We start from the raw sequence: 15,519 nt of genomic DNA, 5'->3' as shown, positions 1-15,519 counted from the left end.
TGCCGCTCTGAACTGTCGCGCCGGCAGCATCCGCCATCCTGACGACCGCCCGCAAGCGCAACCCCCCTTCCGCCGGAGCACTCGGCGTGATTGAGTCTGCGCATGAGCCGAACCGTGCAGCTCCGCTCCCTTCAGACCCTCGTACCCGACGTCATCCTCGAGCAGCGGACCGTGCGGGACGTCTTCGCCGCCCAGCCGGGGCTGGGCCGCCTCGCCCAGCGGCTGGTCACGGCCTCCTTCGACGGAGCGGGCGTCCAGACCCGGCACACCGTGCTGACCGAGCTCGACCTGACCGTCGAGGTCGACGATCCGGTCTTCCACGACCGTGCCTCGGGTGAACTGCTGATGCCGGGCACGAAGACGCGCAACGAGATCTACATCCGCGAGGCCGACCGGCTGTTCGTCGAGGCGGCCCGCCGCGCTCTGGATGCCGATCCCGATCTGACCCCCGCGGATGTGACCCACGTCGTCACGGTCTCCTGCACGGGCTTCCATGCGCCAGGCCCCGACTACGAGATCGTCCGCGCCCTCGGCATCCCCGACTCGGCGCAGCGCTACCACCTGGGATTCATGGGGTGCTACGCGGCCATGCCGGCGCTGCGCGCCGCGCGTCAGTTCTGCCTGGCAGACCCCGACGCGGTCGTCCTGGTGGCGAGCGTCGAGCTGTGCACCCTGCATCTGCGCTCCTCGGAGGAGCCCGATTCGATCATCGCCTCGTCGCTGTTCTCCGACGGCGCGGCCGCGGGGCTGGTCACCGCGCGGTCTCTCGCGACGCCGGCCCCGGCGTACTCCCTCGACCGGTTCCACACCGCCCTCGCCCCGCAGGGCGAGAAGGACATGGCGTGGACCATCGGCGACGGCGGATTCGAGATGGTGCTGTCGACCGCGGTGCCGCAGATCATCGGCGAGACCATTCAGACCGCGCTGCGCCCCCTGTGGTCGGCGGATCCCGAGCTCGCGGAGGCCTTCGACGAGGAACGCATCGGCGAACCCGTCGCGCACTGGGCGATCCACCCCGGCGGGCGCAGCATCCTCGACCGGGTGCAGGAGCGGCTGCGGCTCAGCGACGACCAGCTGCAGCCCGCCCGTGAGGTGCTGCGCGACTTCGGGAACATGTCGAGTGCGACGGTGCTGTTCGTGCTGTGCAGCATCCTCGAGCAGGGCGATTCCCGCCCCGGTGACCGGGTCGCCGCGATGGCCTTCGGGCCGGGGCTGACCGCCGAGAGCGCACTGCTGACGGTGCTCGACACCGCCGATGCGCCCTGATCTCAGCGTGCGGGAGGCTCGCGCACGCGAGCTGATGGACGATCCGGCGGCCGACGAGCGGATGCTGGAGCGCACCTACGCGCTGTTCCCGGCGGTCAACGCCGTCGTCTCGGGGTGGCGGGGCGTCTACCGGCGCGAGATCCGCCCGCTCGCGGGCCGCGGAACGCTCCGCGTGCTCGACGTCGGCACCGGCGGCGGCGACGTCGCCCGGGCGCTGGCGCGACGGCTGCAGCGCGATGGCTGCGATGCCCGGGTCACGGGGCTGGATGTCGATGCGCGGGCGATCCGGTGGGCGTCGACGCAGCAGGCGTCGTCGCCGGTGCGGTGGGTGCGCGCCTCCACCTCCGACCTCGTGCGCGAGGGGGCGGTGTTCGACGTGGTGCTGTCCAATCACGTGCTGCATCACCTGAGTTCCGGCGAGCTGCGCACGGTGCTGGACGACTCGCTGCGCCTGACCGCGCCCGGCGGGGTCGTGCTGCACAGCGACATCGCCCGCAGCCGTGCCGCCTACGCGCTCTTCGCCGCCGCGACCTGGCCATTCGCGCGCACCCTGCTGGCGGGGTCGTTCATCCGGCCGGACGGGCTCACCAGCATCCGTCGGGCGTACACGGCGGGGGAGCTGGCGGCCGCGGCCGGCGAGGGCTGGCGCGTCGAGAGCCGGATGCCGTTCCGGCTGCTGCTGACCGCCCGGCGGGCGGAGGCGCCGCGGACCGGCTCCGCCCGGAGGGAGGACGGCGATGCGCATGGCTGACGTGGTCATCGCCGGGGCGGGGCCGGTCGGCCTGCTGCTGGGCTGCCTGCTCGCCGGCGGGGGAGCGCAGGTGCTCCTGTGCGAGGCGCGCACCGGCCCCGATGAGCGCACCCGCGCCATCGGCATCCATCCGCCCGGCCTTGCGGCGCTGCGCGCGGCCGGGATCGAGGATGCCGTGCGCGCAGAGGCCGTCGCCCTCGAACGCGGCGAGGTGCACGCGCGCGGGCGGATGCTGGCATCCGTGCCGTTCGGCGCCGCGCGGCCGGTGCTCGCCCTGCCGCAGCCCCGCACCGATGCGCTGCTGCGCGGCAGGCTGCACGAACTCGGCGGTGAGCTCCGCACGGGCGGCCCGGTATCCGGCATCCGCCGCACGGCGAACGGCGTGGTGGCGGTGACCGCGGACGGGGGCGAGCATCCGGCATCCTTCCTCATCGCCGCCGACGGGGTGCGCAGCGCCCTGCGGGCCGCCGAGGAGGTCGGGTGGACACGGCGCGGACACCCGGCGCACTACGCGATGATCGACATCTCCGACGACGGTGGCCCACTCGTCGCGTGCATCCACTGCGAGCCGACGGGCCTGGTCGAATCGTTCCCGCTGCCCGGAGGCCGGCGCCGCTGGGTCATCCGCCGTACCGATCGCGAGCCGGTGACGGCGCGGTCTTTCACCGAGACCGTCCTGGCGCGCACGGGAACCGCCATCCGCATCCCCGACGGCGACGCCCCCGTGTCATTCACGGCGTCGCAGCACCGGGCCGACCGCATCGTGCGGGGGAGGGTCGTGCTGCTGGGCGACGCCGCGCACGAGACCAGCCCGATCGGCGGGCAGGGCATGAACCTCGGCTGGTCGGATGCCGTGCTGCTCGCACCCCGGCTGCTGGACGCCCTCGCGCGCGGCGACGACGACCTCGGCGACCTTCACCGGCGCGTGACGCGCCGGGCGGCACGCGCGCAGCGCCGCTCGGCCTTCTACATGGCGATGGGCGCGCCCGCCTCCCCGCCCGTGCAGGTCGCGCGGGAGGCGCTGATCCGCTCGCTCGGAGCGCGGCCGGCGCGCGGTGCCGCCGCGCGCCTGGTCACCATGGGCGGATTGTGAGCCGTCAGGCCTGGGCAACTGAAGACGACGCAGACGACGCAGGGCCCGGTCCTCGCGGACCGGGCCCTGCCGTGAACCTCTCGGATCAGAAGTTGATCATGTGGCCTGCGAGGCCGTGGAAGCCCTCTTGCAGCGCCTCCGACAGCGTCGGGTGGGTGTGCACGTTGCGGGCCAGCTCGAGCGCGGTGAGGTCCCACTTCTGAGCCAGCGTCAGCTCGGGCAGCAGCTCCGACACGTCGGGGCCGATCATGTGCGCGCCGATGAGCTCGAGGTGCTCGGCGTCGGCGATGAGCTTGACGAAGCCGACCGGCTCGCCCAGGCCGTGCGCCTTGCCGTTGGCCATGAACGGGAAGGTCGCGACCTTGATCTCGCGCCCCTCGTCCTTGGCCTGCTGCTCGGTGAGGCCGAACGAGGCCACCTGCGGCGAGCAGAACGTGGCACGCGGCATCATGCGGTAGTCGCCCAGCGTCATGGTCTCGGCCTTGCCGATGGTCTCGGCGGCGACCACGGCCTGCGCCTCGGCCACGTGGGCGAGCTGCAGCTTGGCGGTCACGTCGCCGATCGCGTAGATGCCCTCGACGTTGGTGCGCATGTGGTCATCGATGTCGATCGCGCCGCGCTCGGTGAGCTTCACGCCGGTCTTGTCCAGGCCGAAGCCCTCGATGTTCGGGGCGAAGCCGACCGACATGAGCACCTTGCCTGCGTCGATCGAGGCCTGGTTGCCGTCCTTGCCGGTGTAGGTCACGGTGACCGACGAGCCGTTGTCGACGATCGTCTCGACCTTGGTGGAGGTGAGGATGTCGATGCCGTAGTTCTTGTACTGCTTGGTGATCTCTTTCGACACGTCGGCGTCCTCGTTGGGGAGCGCGCGGTCGAGGAACTCGATGATGGTCACCTTCACGCCGTAGTTCGACAGCACGTAGGCGAACTCCATGCCGATGGCGCCCGCGCCGACGATGACGATCGACTCGGGCAGCTCACGGGTGAGGATCTGCTCCTCGTAGGTGACGACGTTCTGGCTCAGCTGCACGCCGGGGAGCAGGCGCACCTTCGAACCGGTGGCGATGATGACGTTGTCGAAGGTCACCTCTTCGGTGGAGCCGTCGGCCTTGGCGACCGAGATCGCCTTCGGGCCGGTGAAGGTGCCGCGACCGTTGTACTCGGTCACCTTGTTCTTCTTCATCAGGAAGTGGATGCCCTTGACGCGGCCGTCCGCGACCTCGCGCGAGCGGTCGAACGCCTTGCCGAAGTCGAGCGTGAACTCACCCGAGATGCCGAAGAAGTCGGCCTTGTGCTTGAGGGTGTGGGCCAGCTCGGCGTTCTTCAGGAGAGCCTTGGAGGGGATGCAGCCCACGTTCAGGCAGACACCACCCCAGTACTTCTCCTCGATGATCGCGGTGGACAGGCCGAGCTGCGCGCTGCGGACGGCGGCGACGTAGCCGCCAGGGCCCGCGCCGAGGATGACGACATCGTAGTGTGGCATGTCGTCAAGCCTATCGTCTGCGCACACCCGCGAGAGGGCCGATGGATGCCGAAAAGAAGACGCGAATCCCCTCCCGGGCGGCCGATCGCATCCGATAGGCTGTAAGGCCGGAGGAGGGAGACCCGTGACAGACGACAGCACGATCGGCCCCGGAGGCGCGATCCACCGCAACGGCGAGTTGCGTCATGACGTGACGCAGACGTTCGGCCACGAATCCGACCTCTCCTTCGTGCCCTTCGGCGCGGACCTCACCGAGGCGGAGAGCTCGGCCATCTCGGCCCTGCCCGCCGGCTCCGCGCTGCTGCTCGTGCGTGCGGGGGCCCTGGCCGGTGCGCGCTACCTGCTCGACGCCGACGTGACGACCGTCGGCCGCCACCCCGAGGCCGACATCTTCTTCGACGACGTGACCGTCTCACGCCGTCACGCCGAGATCACCCGCACGGGGTCGGTCTTCGAGATCATCGACCAGCGGTCGCTCAACGGCACCTATGTGAACGGCGAGCGGGTCGACCGCAGCGAGCTGGCCAACGGCTACGAGCTGCGCATCGGCAAGTTCCGCATGAACTTCTTCGCCTCACCGGCTGATCTCGCAACGGCGACCGACTGATGGCGCCGGCCGGCGCCGCCCGGGAGCGCTCCGCGCCCACGGGCCTTCTCAGCATCGGCCAGGTTCTGGCACGTCTCACCCCCGAATTCGCCCAGCTCACCTCGAGCAAGCTGCGCTTCCTCGAGGTGCAGGGGATCGTCACCCCCTCGCGCACCGAGTCGGGATACCGCAAGTTCTCGGCATCCGACGTCGAGCGCCTGCGCACCGCGCTCATCCTGCAGCGCGACCACTACCTTCCGCTGAGCGTGATCCGCGAGCAGCTCGACGAGGCCGAGGCGAAGGGGCAGGGCTGGAGCGACATCGTGCCGCGCTCGATCACCCCGGCCGCACGGACCCATCGTCGCGACGAACTGCTCTCGCGCACCGGTGCGACCCCGCAGCTGCTCAACGACGCGATCAGCGCCGGACTCATCACCGCATCCGAGACGTACACCGAGCAGGTCTCGTCGCTGCTGTCCGGTCTCGTCTCCCTCGCCCGTCACGGCATCGAACCGCGTCACCTGCGCACGCTGCGCCAGAACGCCGAGCGCGAGGTCGCCCTGATCGAGTCCGCACTGTCCACTCTCATGCGCCGCACGGACGCCGCCTCCCGCGGACGCGCCGCCGAACTGGCACCGGAGCTGGCATCGCACATCGACGACGTGCGCCGGGTGATGGTGCGGCAGACCCTCGACCGAGCGCTTTCGTAACGAACCGGTTGCGACACACCTTCGGTGCGGCGCGGATGTCGTTGCCGGGCAGGGGGTGCTGCTCTAGCGTTGAGGTAACCGTTCAGGAGAGGACAGACGTATGAATGCGGATGGGCTGGCAGGCGACCCGCGGTTCGTGACCGAGCTCCTCTTCACGGACGGACTCCCCGCCATGGATGACGAGGTCGGCTACCGCGGTGCTGTCGCCGCTCGCGCAGCGGGCATCACCTACCGTCAGCTGGACTACTGGGCGCGCACCGAGCTGGTCGTGCCGACCGTCCGCGGCGCCAGCGGCTCGGGTTCGCAGCGCCTCTACGGCTTCCGCGACATCCTCGTGCTCAAGCTCGTCAAGCGCCTGCTCGACACCGGCATCTCGCTGCAGCAGATCCGCACCGCGGTCGAGCAGCTGCGGGCAGCGGGCATCCGCGACCTCGCCGGAACCACGCTCATGAGCGACGGCGCCTCGGTGTACCTGTGCACCTCGAACGACGAGGTCATCGACCTGGTCAGCCGCGGCCAGGGCGTGTTCGGCATCGCCGTCGGCAAGGTGCTGCGCGAGGTCGAGTCGACGCTGGTCGAGTTCGACCCGACGGCTCCGGACCCGGTCGACGAGCTGGCGGCACGCCGCTCCAAGCGCACCGCGTAGCCCTTCGACACGCTCAGGGACCCATCCCCACGCCCCACTCCGGCCGTCGCTTCGCGCCGCCCGGAGCCTCCGGGGCGCGTGGCCCCTGCTCAGGTGAGCCACCTTGCGGGGCTTCGCCCTCAGGGGCCCGGGAATGCGTCAGGCCTGGGCGCCGGACTCGGGAACGGGCACGCGGCCGGTGCGGATGATGCGATCCAGCAGCAGGTCGAAGTCGGCCGCGAGCTCCTGAGCGGAGTCGCCGGGCCAGATGTGCAGCGGCTTGGCCGCGCCCTGAGCCTGCTGCAGCGAGGTGCGCTCGGGCAGCTGCGGTGCGAGCACCAGCGGGCCGAACATGTCTCGCAGCTCCTTGATGCGGAACTGGTGCTCGATCGACTGCGGGCGCACGCGGTTCACGACGATGCCCAGCGGCTGCAGCCGGGGGGAGAGGCCGCGGCGGATCTCCTCGATCGCGCGCAGCGCGCGGTCGGCGGCGGCGACCGAGAACAGGCCGGGTTCGGTGACGACCATCACACGGTCGCTGGCGGCCCACGCCGTGCGGGTCAGGGCGTTCAGCGACGGGGCGCAGTCGATGAGCACGAGGTCGTACTCGCTCTCGACGGTGGCCAGAGCCTCTTCCAGCTTCCACACGTCGCGCACGCTCGGGTGCGGGCCGTCGAAGTTGATCGCGGAGGGGCTGCCGATCAGCAGGTCGATCGTGCCGGGGTGCACCTTCGCCCAGCCGCTGGTGGTGATCGCCTGACGGACGATCTTCTCCTTGGGATTCTCGAGCACGTCGGCGATGTTCAGTCTGCCCGCGATCTGGATGTCCATGCCGGTGGAGACGTCCGACTGCGGGTCGAGGTCGACCACGAGGGTGCGGATGCCGCGGGCGAAGGCGGCGGAGGCGAGACCGAGGGTGACGGTCGTCTTGCCTACGCCTCCCTTGAGGGAGCTGACGCTGAGTACGTGCACGTCCTACACGTTACCGTGCCCTAGTCTGGGGAGACACTCAGCCCCCGCCCTGCGCGTGCTGTTCGGCGCGCAACAACCTCTGAAGAGGTGTGCATGTTCCAGAAGATCCTGGTGGCCAATCGTGGCGAGATCGCGATCCGCGCATTCCGCGCCGCGTATGAGGTGGGTGCGCGAACCGTCGCCGTCTTCCCGTACGAGGACCGCGGATCGCTGCACCGGCTGAAGGCTGACGAGGCCTACGAGATCGGCGAGCGGGGACACCCCGTGCAGGCCTACCTCGACGTCGACGAGATCATCAAGGTCGCCGTCGACTCCGGTGCGGATGCCATCTACCCCGGCTACGGGTTCCTCTCCGAGAACCCCGAGCTCGCGGCGAAGGCCGCAGCCGCCGGCATCACCTTCATCGGCCCGCCCGCGCAGGTGCTCGAGATGGCTGGCAACAAGGTGGAGGCCAAGCGGCACGCGGTCGAGGCCGGCGTGCCGGTGCTGCGCTCGACCGAGGCATCCGATGACGTCGACGCCCTCGTGGCGCAGTCCGACGAGATCGGCTTCCCGCTGTTCGCGAAGGCCGTCGCCGGCGGCGGAGGCCGCGGCATGCGGCGTGTGGAGACCAAGGCAGAGCTGGCGCCGGCCCTGGCCGAGGCCATGCGCGAGGCCGGTGCCGCCTTCGGCGACCCGCGGATGTTCCTCGAGCAGGCCGTGCTGCGCCCGCGTCACATCGAGGTGCAGATCCTCGCCGACAGCCAGGGCGAGACCGTCCACCTCTTCGAGCGCGACTGCTCGGTGCAGCGCCGGCACCAGAAGGTCATCGAGATCGCCCCGGCGCCCAACCTCGACGACGACACCCGCGCCGACCTGCACCGGCACGCGATCGCCTTCGCCCGCTCGATCGGCTACCAGAACGCAGGAACCGTGGAGTTCCTGCTCGAGACGGCGGGCCCGCGTGCGGGCGAGATCGTCTTCATCGAGATGAACCCGCGCATCCAGGTCGAGCACACCGTGACCGAGGAGGTCACCGACGTCGACCTCGTCCGCGCTCAGATGCAGATCGCCGACGGCGCCACCCTCGCCGAGCTCGACCTGCGCCAGGACGACATCCAGCTGCGCGGTGCCGCGCTGCAGTGCCGCATCACCACCGAGGACCCGACGCAGGGCTTCCGGCCCGACACCGGCAAGATCACCACCTACCGCTCGCCCGGCGGCGCCGGCATCCGCCTGGACGGCGGCACCACGGCCGCCGGCGCGCAGATCAGCCCGTACTTCGACTCGATGCTCTCGAAGCTGACCTGCCGCGGCCGCTCGTTCGGCAGCGCGGTCTCGCGCGCCCGCCGGGCCCTGGCGGAGTTCCGCATCCGCGGCGTATCCACCAACATCCCGTTCCTGCAGGCCGTGCTCGACGACCCGTCCTTCGCGGCGGGCGACCTGTCGACCTCGTTCATCGACGAGCGTCCCGAGCTGCTGCGCGGACGCGTGTCGAAGGACCGCGGCTCGAAGATCCTGCGCTGGCTGGTCGATGTCACCGTCAACAAGCCGCACGGTGAGAACCCGGTCGCGATCTCGCCGTCGCTCAAGCTGCCGCCGCTGGATCTCACCACGGCGGCGCCCGCCGGATCCAGGCAGCTGCTGCTGGAGAAGGGACCGGCCGGCTTCGCCGAGGCGCTGCGCGCCCAGACGGCCCTCGCCGTCACCGAGACGACCTTCCGCGACGCCCACCAGTCGCTGCTGGCCACCCGCGTCCGCACCCGCGATCTCGTCGCGGTCGCACCGTACGTCGCCCGGATGACCCCGCAGCTGCTGTCGGTCGAGGCCTGGGGAGGGGCGACCTACGACGTCGCGCTGCGCTTCCTCGGCGAGGACCCGTGGGAGCGCCTGGCCGCACTGCGCGAGGCGCTGCCGAACATCAACATCCAGATGCTGCTGCGCGGACGCAACACGGTCGGCTACACGCCGTACCCGACGGAGGTGACCGACGCGTTCGTGCGCGAGGCCGCCGAGACCGGCATCGACATCTTCCGCATCTTCGACGCGCTCAACGACGTCTCGCAGATGCGCCCCGCGATCGACGCCGTGCTGGGCACGGGCACCGCGGTCGCCGAGGCTGCGCTGTGCTACACCGGCGACCTGCTCAACCCCGCCGAGGACCTGTACACGCTGGACTACTACCTGCGCCTGGCCGAGCAGATCGTCGAGGCCGGTGCGCACGTGATCGGCATCAAGGACATGGCGGGTCTGCTGCGTCCCGCGGCCGCGGCGAAGCTCGTCACCGCGCTGCGTGAGCGCTTCGACCAGCCCGTGCACGTCCACACGCACGACACGGCGGGCGGACAGCTCGCCACGCTGCTGGCGGCGAGTGCGGCCGGCGCGGATGCCGTGGACGTCGCGTCGGCTCCCATGTCGGGCACCACCAGTCAGCCGTCGCTGTCGGCCCTGATCGCGGCCCTCGCCCACACCGAGCGCGACACCGGGATCGACCTGCAGGCGGCATCCGACCTCGAGCCGTACTGGGAGGCGACCCGCCACCTGTACCGGCCGTTCGAGTCGGGCCTGCCCGGCCCCACCGGACGCGTCTACCACCACGAGATCCCCGGCGGCCAGCTGTCGAACCTGCGTCAGCAGGCCATCGCGCTGGGCCTGGCCGAGGACTTCGAGCTCATCGAGGACATGTACGCCGCGGCGAACGGCATCCTCGGGCGCGTGCCCAAGGTGACCCCCTCGTCGAAGGTCGTCGGCGACCTGGCGCTGCACCTGGCGGCCGTCAAGGCCGACCCCGCCGACTTCGAGGCCAACCCCGAGCGGTACGACATCCCTGACTCGGTCGTCGGGTTCATGGCCGGCGAGCTGGGCGACCTTCCGGGCGGCTGGCCCGAGCCGTTCCGCAGCAAGGTGCTCGCGGGCCGTGCGGCCAAGGCCGGGATCACCCCGATCAGCGACGAGCAGCGGGCGGCGCTGGAGGGCTCTTCCGAGCAGCGCCGCGGCATGCTCAACGAGCTGCTGTTCCCCGCACCGACCAAGGCGTTCCGGCAGAGCCGCGAGGAGTACGGCGACCTCTCGGTGCTCGAGACCCCGGACTACCTCTACGGCCTCGTCCCCGGCGCCGAGCATGCGGTCGAGATCGAGCGCGGCGTGCGCCTGTACGTCGGCCTGGAGGCGATCGGCGAGGCCGATCCGAAGGGCATGCGCACCGTCATGACGACGCTCAACGGCCAGCTGCGGCCGGTGGCCGTGCGCGACCGGTCGATCGCGGTCGACGCGCACGAGGTCGAGAAGGCCGACACCTCCAAGCCCGGCCAGATCGCGGCGCCGTTCTCGGGAGCGGTGACGCTGAAGGTCGAGGAGGGCACCACGGTGCAGGCCGGCGACCCGGTGGCATCCATCGAGGCGATGAAGATGGAGGCGGCGATCACCACCCCCGTCGACGGCGTCGTGGAGCGGCTCGCGATCGGCTCGACGCAGCAGGTGGACGCCGGCGATCTTTTGGTCGTCATCCGCCCCGCCCACTAATCTTGGGCGGGCGCCCCTGTGCGCCGAGCTTGGAGTGCCAGAAACGTGACGCCGAAGAACAACGTCGACCCCGAAGGCGACGAATCGCTGGGCGTGCTCGATGACACGACGTCGTCGGACACGTCGGCGATCGGCCTGCTCGGGGGAACCGCGCAGGTCAACGTCGCGCTGCCCACCGGCGGCGAGGACGACGACCTCGACGGCGAGGTGGTCGACGGCGAGATCGTCTCAGACCTCATCATCGACACCTCGGCCGTCGCCGACCCCGACACTCTCGCGCGCATCCAGCAGGACGCCCCCGACATCGTGATCGAGCTGCCCGCCGAGGAGCCCGCCCCCGAGCCGGAGACCGAGGTCGCCGAGCCGGATGCCGCGGCCGAGGCGGAGATCGTCCCCGATGAGGAGACCGCTGACGCCGATGCATCCGATACGGCGGGCGCCGACGCGGCTGCCGCTGTCTCGGATGCCGCCTCGGCGACCGCCGGTGACCCGGATGCCGCCGGCATCGAGGATGCCGTGATCGTCACCGACGAGGAGCCCGCCGCTGAGGCGGCGGCTCCGACGGACGAGGCCGCGGGGGATGAGGCCGCGGGAGATCAGGCCGCCCGGGAGGCCGGGAAGCCGGATGCCGCGGCCGACGCGCCCGCCACCGTGAACGACGCATCTGCTGCCGCAGCGTCGGCCGTCCGCAAGACGCCCGCGCGCAAGAAGAACGCCGCGCGCAAGACCGGCGCGTCGGCCGCGAAGGGACGTGCGACCGCTGCGGAGCAGCCGAGCACGCCGTCCGTCGCCGAGCAGGCGGATGCCGCCGAACCCGCGACTGCAGCGGCATCCACTGCGGTCGAGCCGACCGCCGACCTGCTGTCGGCCGTCGCGGCGGCGAAGGCCGAGCTGCGCGAGGCCATGTCGCCGACGCGCCGGAAGACGCCGACCGAATCGCGGCCGCGAGCAGCCGAGACAGCAGAGCCGCGCGCGACCGAGACAGCAGGGCCGCGAGCGGCCGAGACAGCAGGGCCGCGTGCGGCCGACACCGCAGAGGAGACCCGTCCCGTGGCCACGAACGAGAACGTGCCCGCCGCGCGCGCCGGAGCCGACAGCCCCGCCCGCCCGGCACCCGAGCCCGCGCGTCCCGAGATGGTGCTGGCCTCGAAGCGGCTCGACGACCTCGGCGGAGGCGGCCGCGAAAGCGCCGATCTGCTCACCGCCGATCGCCTGCTCGACCCCGCCCGGATGACCCGCCCCGAGCCGGAGGGCACCTGGAGCCACCTGCTGTACGCGATCTCGGGCGGCCGGATCAACGTCGGAGACGGCCGCAAGGCCCGTGCCCGCAAGGAGCTCAGCGCACGCATCGCCGCGCCCATGGCCGGCACCGCGCGCTTCATCCCGGTGCTCTCCCGCAAGGGCGGCGTCGGCAAGACGACGGTCACCGCGCTGCTCGGCATGGCTCTGGCCGATGCCCGCGAGGACCGCGTGATCGCCGTCGACGCGAACCCCGACCGCGGCACCCTCGCCGAGCGGATCGTCGGCAGCAGCCACACCCGGTCGGTGCGTGACCTGGTGCGCGCGCAGCACGACATCCGCGGCTTCCACGACCTGTCCGCGATCGTCGCCCGCGACGAGACCCGCCTGGACGTGCTGGCATCGGACTCCGACCCCCGGGTCTCGGAGGCGTTCGGCGATGCCGACTACCGCGACGTCGCCTCGGTCGCCGCCCAGTACTACTCGCTCGTGCTCACCGATTCCGGAACCGGCATCGTGCACTCGGTGATGGGCGCCACGCTCGACCTCGCCGACCAGCTCGTCATCGTGTCGGGCCTGAGCGTCGACGAGGCGCGACTGGCATCCGAGACCATCACCTGGCTGGAGACCAACGGTCACGCCGCGCTCGCGCGTGACGCGATCGTCGTGCTCAACCAGTCGACCCCCGGGGCCCCGCTCGTGCGACTCGGCGAGCTCGAATCGCACTTCTCCACCCGGGTCGCGCACGTGCTGCGCATCCCGTACGACCCGCAGATCGCCGGCGGCGGTGCGATCGACTTCGCCAGCCTGCAGCCCGAGACCCGCCGCGCCGCCCGTGAGGTCGCCGCGACCCTCATCGAGGGCCTGCGCGCGAAGGCCGCCTGATGGCGGTGCGGGAGATCCGCCTGTACGGCGACCCCGTGCTGCGCACCGTGTGCGCGCCGATCGACAGCATCGACGAGGGCGTGCGCGCCCTGGTGACCGATCTGATCGACACCGTCGAGCTGCCAGGGCGCGCCGGCGTGGCCGCCAATCAGATCGGCGTCGCGCTGCGCGCATTCAGCTACAACATCGACGGCGACATCGGGTACATCCTCAACCCGGTGCTCACCGAGGTGCGCGGAGAGCCGCAGCCGACCGGTGAGGGATGCCTGTCGGTGCCCGGTCTCTGGCACGACACCCCGCGCCACCCCTGGGCGCGCGTGGAGGGCATCGACCTGAACGGCGACCCGGTCGTGCTGGAGGGGGAGGGGCTGCTCGCCCAGGCCCTGCAGCACGAGACCGACCACCTCGATGGACGCGTCTACCTCAGCCGCCTGGAGGGCGAGACCCGCAAGCTCGCCATGCGCCAGGTGCGCGAGAGCAGCTGGTTTTGATACGGACCGGCCCTTCGACAGGCTCGGCCCTTCGACCGGCTCAGGGACCCATTCTGGGTCGCTGAGCCTGTCGAAGCGTCAACCCAGCGCTGTCGTGGACGTGTGCACCGGGGTGTCGTAGATCTCCGCGACCTGGTCGGCGAAGTCCTGCATGATCACCGCGCGCTTGATCGACAGCTTCGGGGTGAGGTGGCCGCTGGCCTCGGTCCACTCCGTGGGCAGGATGGTGAACTTGCGGACCGACTCGGCCCGCGAGACCGTCTTGTTCGCCCGGTCGACCGCGCGCTGCACCTCGTCGCGGACGGCGGCGTTGCGGCTGGCCTCCTCGAGGGTCATGTCGGCGGGCAGGCCGTTGTTGGCGAGCCAGGTCGGCAGCATCTCGGGGTCGAGGGTGATCAGTGCCGCGATGAACGGCTTCTGATCGCCGATCACGACGACCTGGCCCACGATCGGGTTCGAGCGGATCGGGTCCTCGAGCTGGGCCGGGGCGACGTTCTTGCCACCCGCGGTGACGATGATCTCCTTCTTGCGGCCCGTGATCGTCAGGAAGCCCTCGGAGTCGAAGCTGCCGAGGTCGCCGGTGCGGAACCAGCCGTCGTGGAACGACTCGGCCGTGGCCTCGGGGTTGTTCCAGTACTCCTTGAACACGTTGATGCCGCGGACCTCGATCTCGCCGTCTTCGCCCAGGCGCAGGCCCACGCCGGGCAGCGCGGGGCCGACGGTGCCGATCTTCGACTTGTCGGCGAGGTTCACGGTCGCTGGGGCGGTGGTCTCGGTGAGCCCGTAGCCCTCCAGGATCACCACGCCGAGGCTGTGGAAGAAGTGGCCCAGGCGCGCGCCGAGCGGCGCGGATCCCGAGACCGCGTAGGCGACGTTGCCGCCCATGGCCGCACGCAGCTTGCCGTAGACGAGCTTGTCGAACAGCGCGAACTTCAGGCGCAGCATCAGCGGCACCTTCTTGCCCTCCTCGAGCAGTGTGGAGTGCTCGACGGCCACGGCGGCGGCCGCACGGAAGATCTTGCCCTTGCCGCCGGCCTCGGCCTTCTGCTCGGCCGAGTTGTAGACCTTCTCGAAGACCCGCGGCACGGCGAGCAGGAAGGTGGGCTTGAACGAGCCGAGCGCGGGCAGCAGCTGCTTGGTGTCGGGCTGGTGGCCGGTGCGGACGCCGGCGTGCACGCAGAGGATCGAGATGAACCGCGCGAACACGTGCGCCGTGGTGATGAACAGCAGTGTCGATGCGCCCGGCATCGACACGACCGCGTCGAGCGCCTTGGCGGAGTTGCGTGAGAGCTCGACGAAGTTGCTGTGCGTGAGCACGCAGCCCTTCGGGCGGCCGGTGGAGCCGGACGTGTAGATCAGGGTGGCGATGTCGGAGCCGACCGCGAGGTTGCGGCGGCGCTCGATCTCGGCATCCTCGATCTGCGCACCCTGCGCGGTGAGGGTGTCGATCGCGCCCAGGTGCATCTGCCACACCTCGCGCACCAGAGGCAGGTCGCCGCGCACCTCGTCGACGCGGGCGTAGTGCTCGGTCGACTCGACGATCAGGGCGATCGCGCCGGAGTCCTCCATGATCCACTGGATCTGGGAGGGCGAGCTGGTCTCGTAGATCGGCACCATCACCGCACCGGCGTAGAACAGCGCGAAGTCGATGAGCGACCATTCGTAGGTGGTGCGGGCGAGGAAGCCGACCTTCTCGCCGGGCTGGATGCCTGCGGCCACGAAACCCTTGGCCAGGGCGATGACCGCGGTCTCGAAGTCCCTGGCGGTGATGTCGCGCCAGCCCGCGCCCTCCGGCACGGAGAACAGCGCGAGATCGGGTGTCTGACGCGCACGGATGGCGAGCAGATCGGAGGTGTTTGCCTCGGGGTCGGCTGGGACGATCGCGGGGACTTCGAACTGGACCACGGCAGCTCCTTC

The 15,519-nt window shown here is 71.0% G+C and carries 12 protein-coding genes; 9 read left to right on the top strand and 3 right to left on the bottom strand.

From position 1 onward, the window contains the following. Positions 1 to 102: 102 nt before the first annotated feature. The 3 genes from H7694_RS09840 to H7694_RS09830 are packed head-to-tail and all read left to right on the top strand — an operon-like array spanning position 103 to position 3,110. Positions 103 to 1,266, top strand: a complete 1,164-nt coding sequence (locus H7694_RS09840) for a type III polyketide synthase (RefSeq protein WP_193596349.1) — start codon at positions 103 to 105, stop codon at positions 1,264 to 1,266. Further along, complete coding sequence (locus tag H7694_RS09835; protein ID WP_193596348.1) at positions 1,256 to 2,017, top strand: methyltransferase domain-containing protein; 762 nt, start codon at positions 1,256 to 1,258, stop codon at positions 2,015 to 2,017. Before H7694_RS09840 ends, H7694_RS09835 begins: the two co-directional genes overlap by 11 nt. Then, positions 2,004 to 3,110: an FAD-dependent oxidoreductase gene (locus H7694_RS09830; RefSeq protein WP_227468059.1), complete on the top strand. Its 1,107-nt coding sequence runs from the start codon at positions 2,004 to 2,006 to the stop codon at positions 3,108 to 3,110. Before H7694_RS09835 ends, H7694_RS09830 begins: the two co-directional genes overlap by 14 nt. Positions 3,111 to 3,195: 85 nt before the next feature. On the opposite strand, the gene lpdA is transcribed toward H7694_RS09830, so the two are convergent. Next, complete coding sequence (lpdA, locus tag H7694_RS09825; protein ID WP_193596346.1) at positions 3,196 to 4,593, bottom strand: dihydrolipoyl dehydrogenase; 1,398 nt, start codon at positions 4,591 to 4,593, stop codon at positions 3,196 to 3,198. Positions 4,594 to 4,735: 142 nt separating this feature from the next. Between lpdA and H7694_RS09820 the strand changes: the two genes are divergently transcribed. The 3 genes from H7694_RS09820 (at position 4,736) to H7694_RS09810 (ending at position 6,535) form a co-directional block, all read left to right on the top strand. Continuing rightward, on the top strand, positions 4,736 to 5,200 hold the full coding sequence (locus tag H7694_RS09820) for an FHA domain-containing protein (RefSeq protein WP_227468387.1): 465 nt from the start codon (positions 4,736 to 4,738) through the stop codon (positions 5,198 to 5,200). Further along, the gene (locus H7694_RS09815; protein WP_193596344.1) at positions 5,200 to 5,889 is read left to right on the top strand and encodes a MerR family transcriptional regulator; all 690 of its coding nucleotides are present in this window, start codon (positions 5,200 to 5,202) and stop codon (positions 5,887 to 5,889) included. Before H7694_RS09820 ends, H7694_RS09815 begins: the two co-directional genes overlap by 1 nt. 100 nt (positions 5,890 to 5,989) lie before the next feature. Then, positions 5,990 to 6,535: a MerR family transcriptional regulator gene (locus H7694_RS09810; protein ID WP_193596343.1), complete on the top strand. Its 546-nt coding sequence runs from the start codon at positions 5,990 to 5,992 to the stop codon at positions 6,533 to 6,535. Positions 6,536 to 6,673: 138 nt separating this feature from the next. Here H7694_RS09810 and H7694_RS09805 read toward each other — a convergent pair whose 3' ends face one another. Then, positions 6,674 to 7,486 carry a ParA family protein gene (locus tag H7694_RS09805; RefSeq protein WP_193596342.1) on the bottom strand — a complete coding sequence of 271 codons (813 nt, stop codon included), beginning with the start codon at positions 7,484 to 7,486 and terminating at the stop codon, positions 6,674 to 6,676. A 93-nt stretch (positions 7,487 to 7,579) separates the two neighbouring features. Here H7694_RS09805 and H7694_RS09800 point away from each other — a divergent pair, with 93 nt between their 5' ends. Genes H7694_RS09800 through H7694_RS09790 form a run of 3 tightly spaced genes read left to right on the top strand, consistent with a single transcriptional unit; the run spans position 7,580 to position 13,602 of the window. Further along, positions 7,580 to 10,987 carry a pyruvate carboxylase gene (locus H7694_RS09800; protein ID WP_193596341.1) on the top strand — a complete coding sequence of 1,136 codons (3,408 nt, stop codon included), beginning with the start codon at positions 7,580 to 7,582 and terminating at the stop codon, positions 10,985 to 10,987. Between the two features lie 45 nt (positions 10,988 to 11,032). After that, the gene (locus tag H7694_RS17680) at positions 11,033 to 13,111 is read left to right on the top strand and encodes a MinD/ParA family protein (protein ID WP_227468058.1); all 2,079 of its coding nucleotides are present in this window, start codon (positions 11,033 to 11,035) and stop codon (positions 13,109 to 13,111) included. Beyond that, a complete protein-coding gene (locus H7694_RS09790; RefSeq protein ID WP_193596340.1) occupies positions 13,111 to 13,602 on the top strand; it encodes a peptide deformylase in 492 nt (163 codons plus the stop codon). Before H7694_RS17680 ends, H7694_RS09790 begins: the two co-directional genes overlap by 1 nt. Before the next feature lie 78 nt (positions 13,603 to 13,680). Here the strand turns inward: H7694_RS09790 and H7694_RS09785 are convergent, their stop codons facing one another. After that, the gene (locus tag H7694_RS09785) at positions 13,681 to 15,507 is read right to left on the bottom strand and encodes an AMP-dependent synthetase/ligase (RefSeq protein ID WP_193596339.1); all 1,827 of its coding nucleotides are present in this window, start codon (positions 15,505 to 15,507) and stop codon (positions 13,681 to 13,683) included. Between the last annotated feature and the right edge of the window lie 12 nt (positions 15,508 to 15,519).

It is taken from the genome of Microbacterium sp. YJN-G, assembly GCF_015040615.1.
Taxonomy (GTDB): domain Bacteria; phylum Actinomycetota; class Actinomycetes; order Actinomycetales; family Microbacteriaceae; genus Microbacterium.
Note: the sequence above shows the minus strand (reverse complement) of the source record. Positions and strands in the feature narration are given on the sequence as shown.

Excerpts from the sequence above, each read along its gene's own strand:
- H7694_RS09835 (WP_193596348.1), top strand. The coding sequence starts at position 1,256 with ATGCGCCCTGATCTCAGCGTGCGGGAGGCTCGCGCACGCGAGCTGATG.
- H7694_RS09790 (WP_193596340.1), top strand. The coding sequence starts at position 13,111 with ATGGCGGTGCGGGAGATCCGCCTGTACGGCGACCCCGTGCTGCGCACC.
- H7694_RS09840 (WP_193596349.1), top strand. The coding sequence starts at position 103 with ATGAGCCGAACCGTGCAGCTCCGCTCCCTTCAGACCCTCGTACCCGAC.
- lpdA (WP_193596346.1), bottom strand. The coding sequence starts at position 4,593 with ATGCCACACTACGATGTCGTCATCCTCGGCGCGGGCCCTGGCGGCTAC.
- H7694_RS09800 (WP_193596341.1), top strand. The coding sequence starts at position 7,580 with ATGTTCCAGAAGATCCTGGTGGCCAATCGTGGCGAGATCGCGATCCGC.
- H7694_RS09815 (WP_193596344.1), top strand. The coding sequence starts at position 5,200 with ATGGCGCCGGCCGGCGCCGCCCGGGAGCGCTCCGCGCCCACGGGCCTT.
- H7694_RS09830 (WP_227468059.1), top strand. The coding sequence starts at position 2,004 with ATGCGCATGGCTGACGTGGTCATCGCCGGGGCGGGGCCGGTCGGCCTG.
- H7694_RS09810 (WP_193596343.1), top strand. The coding sequence starts at position 5,990 with ATGAATGCGGATGGGCTGGCAGGCGACCCGCGGTTCGTGACCGAGCTC.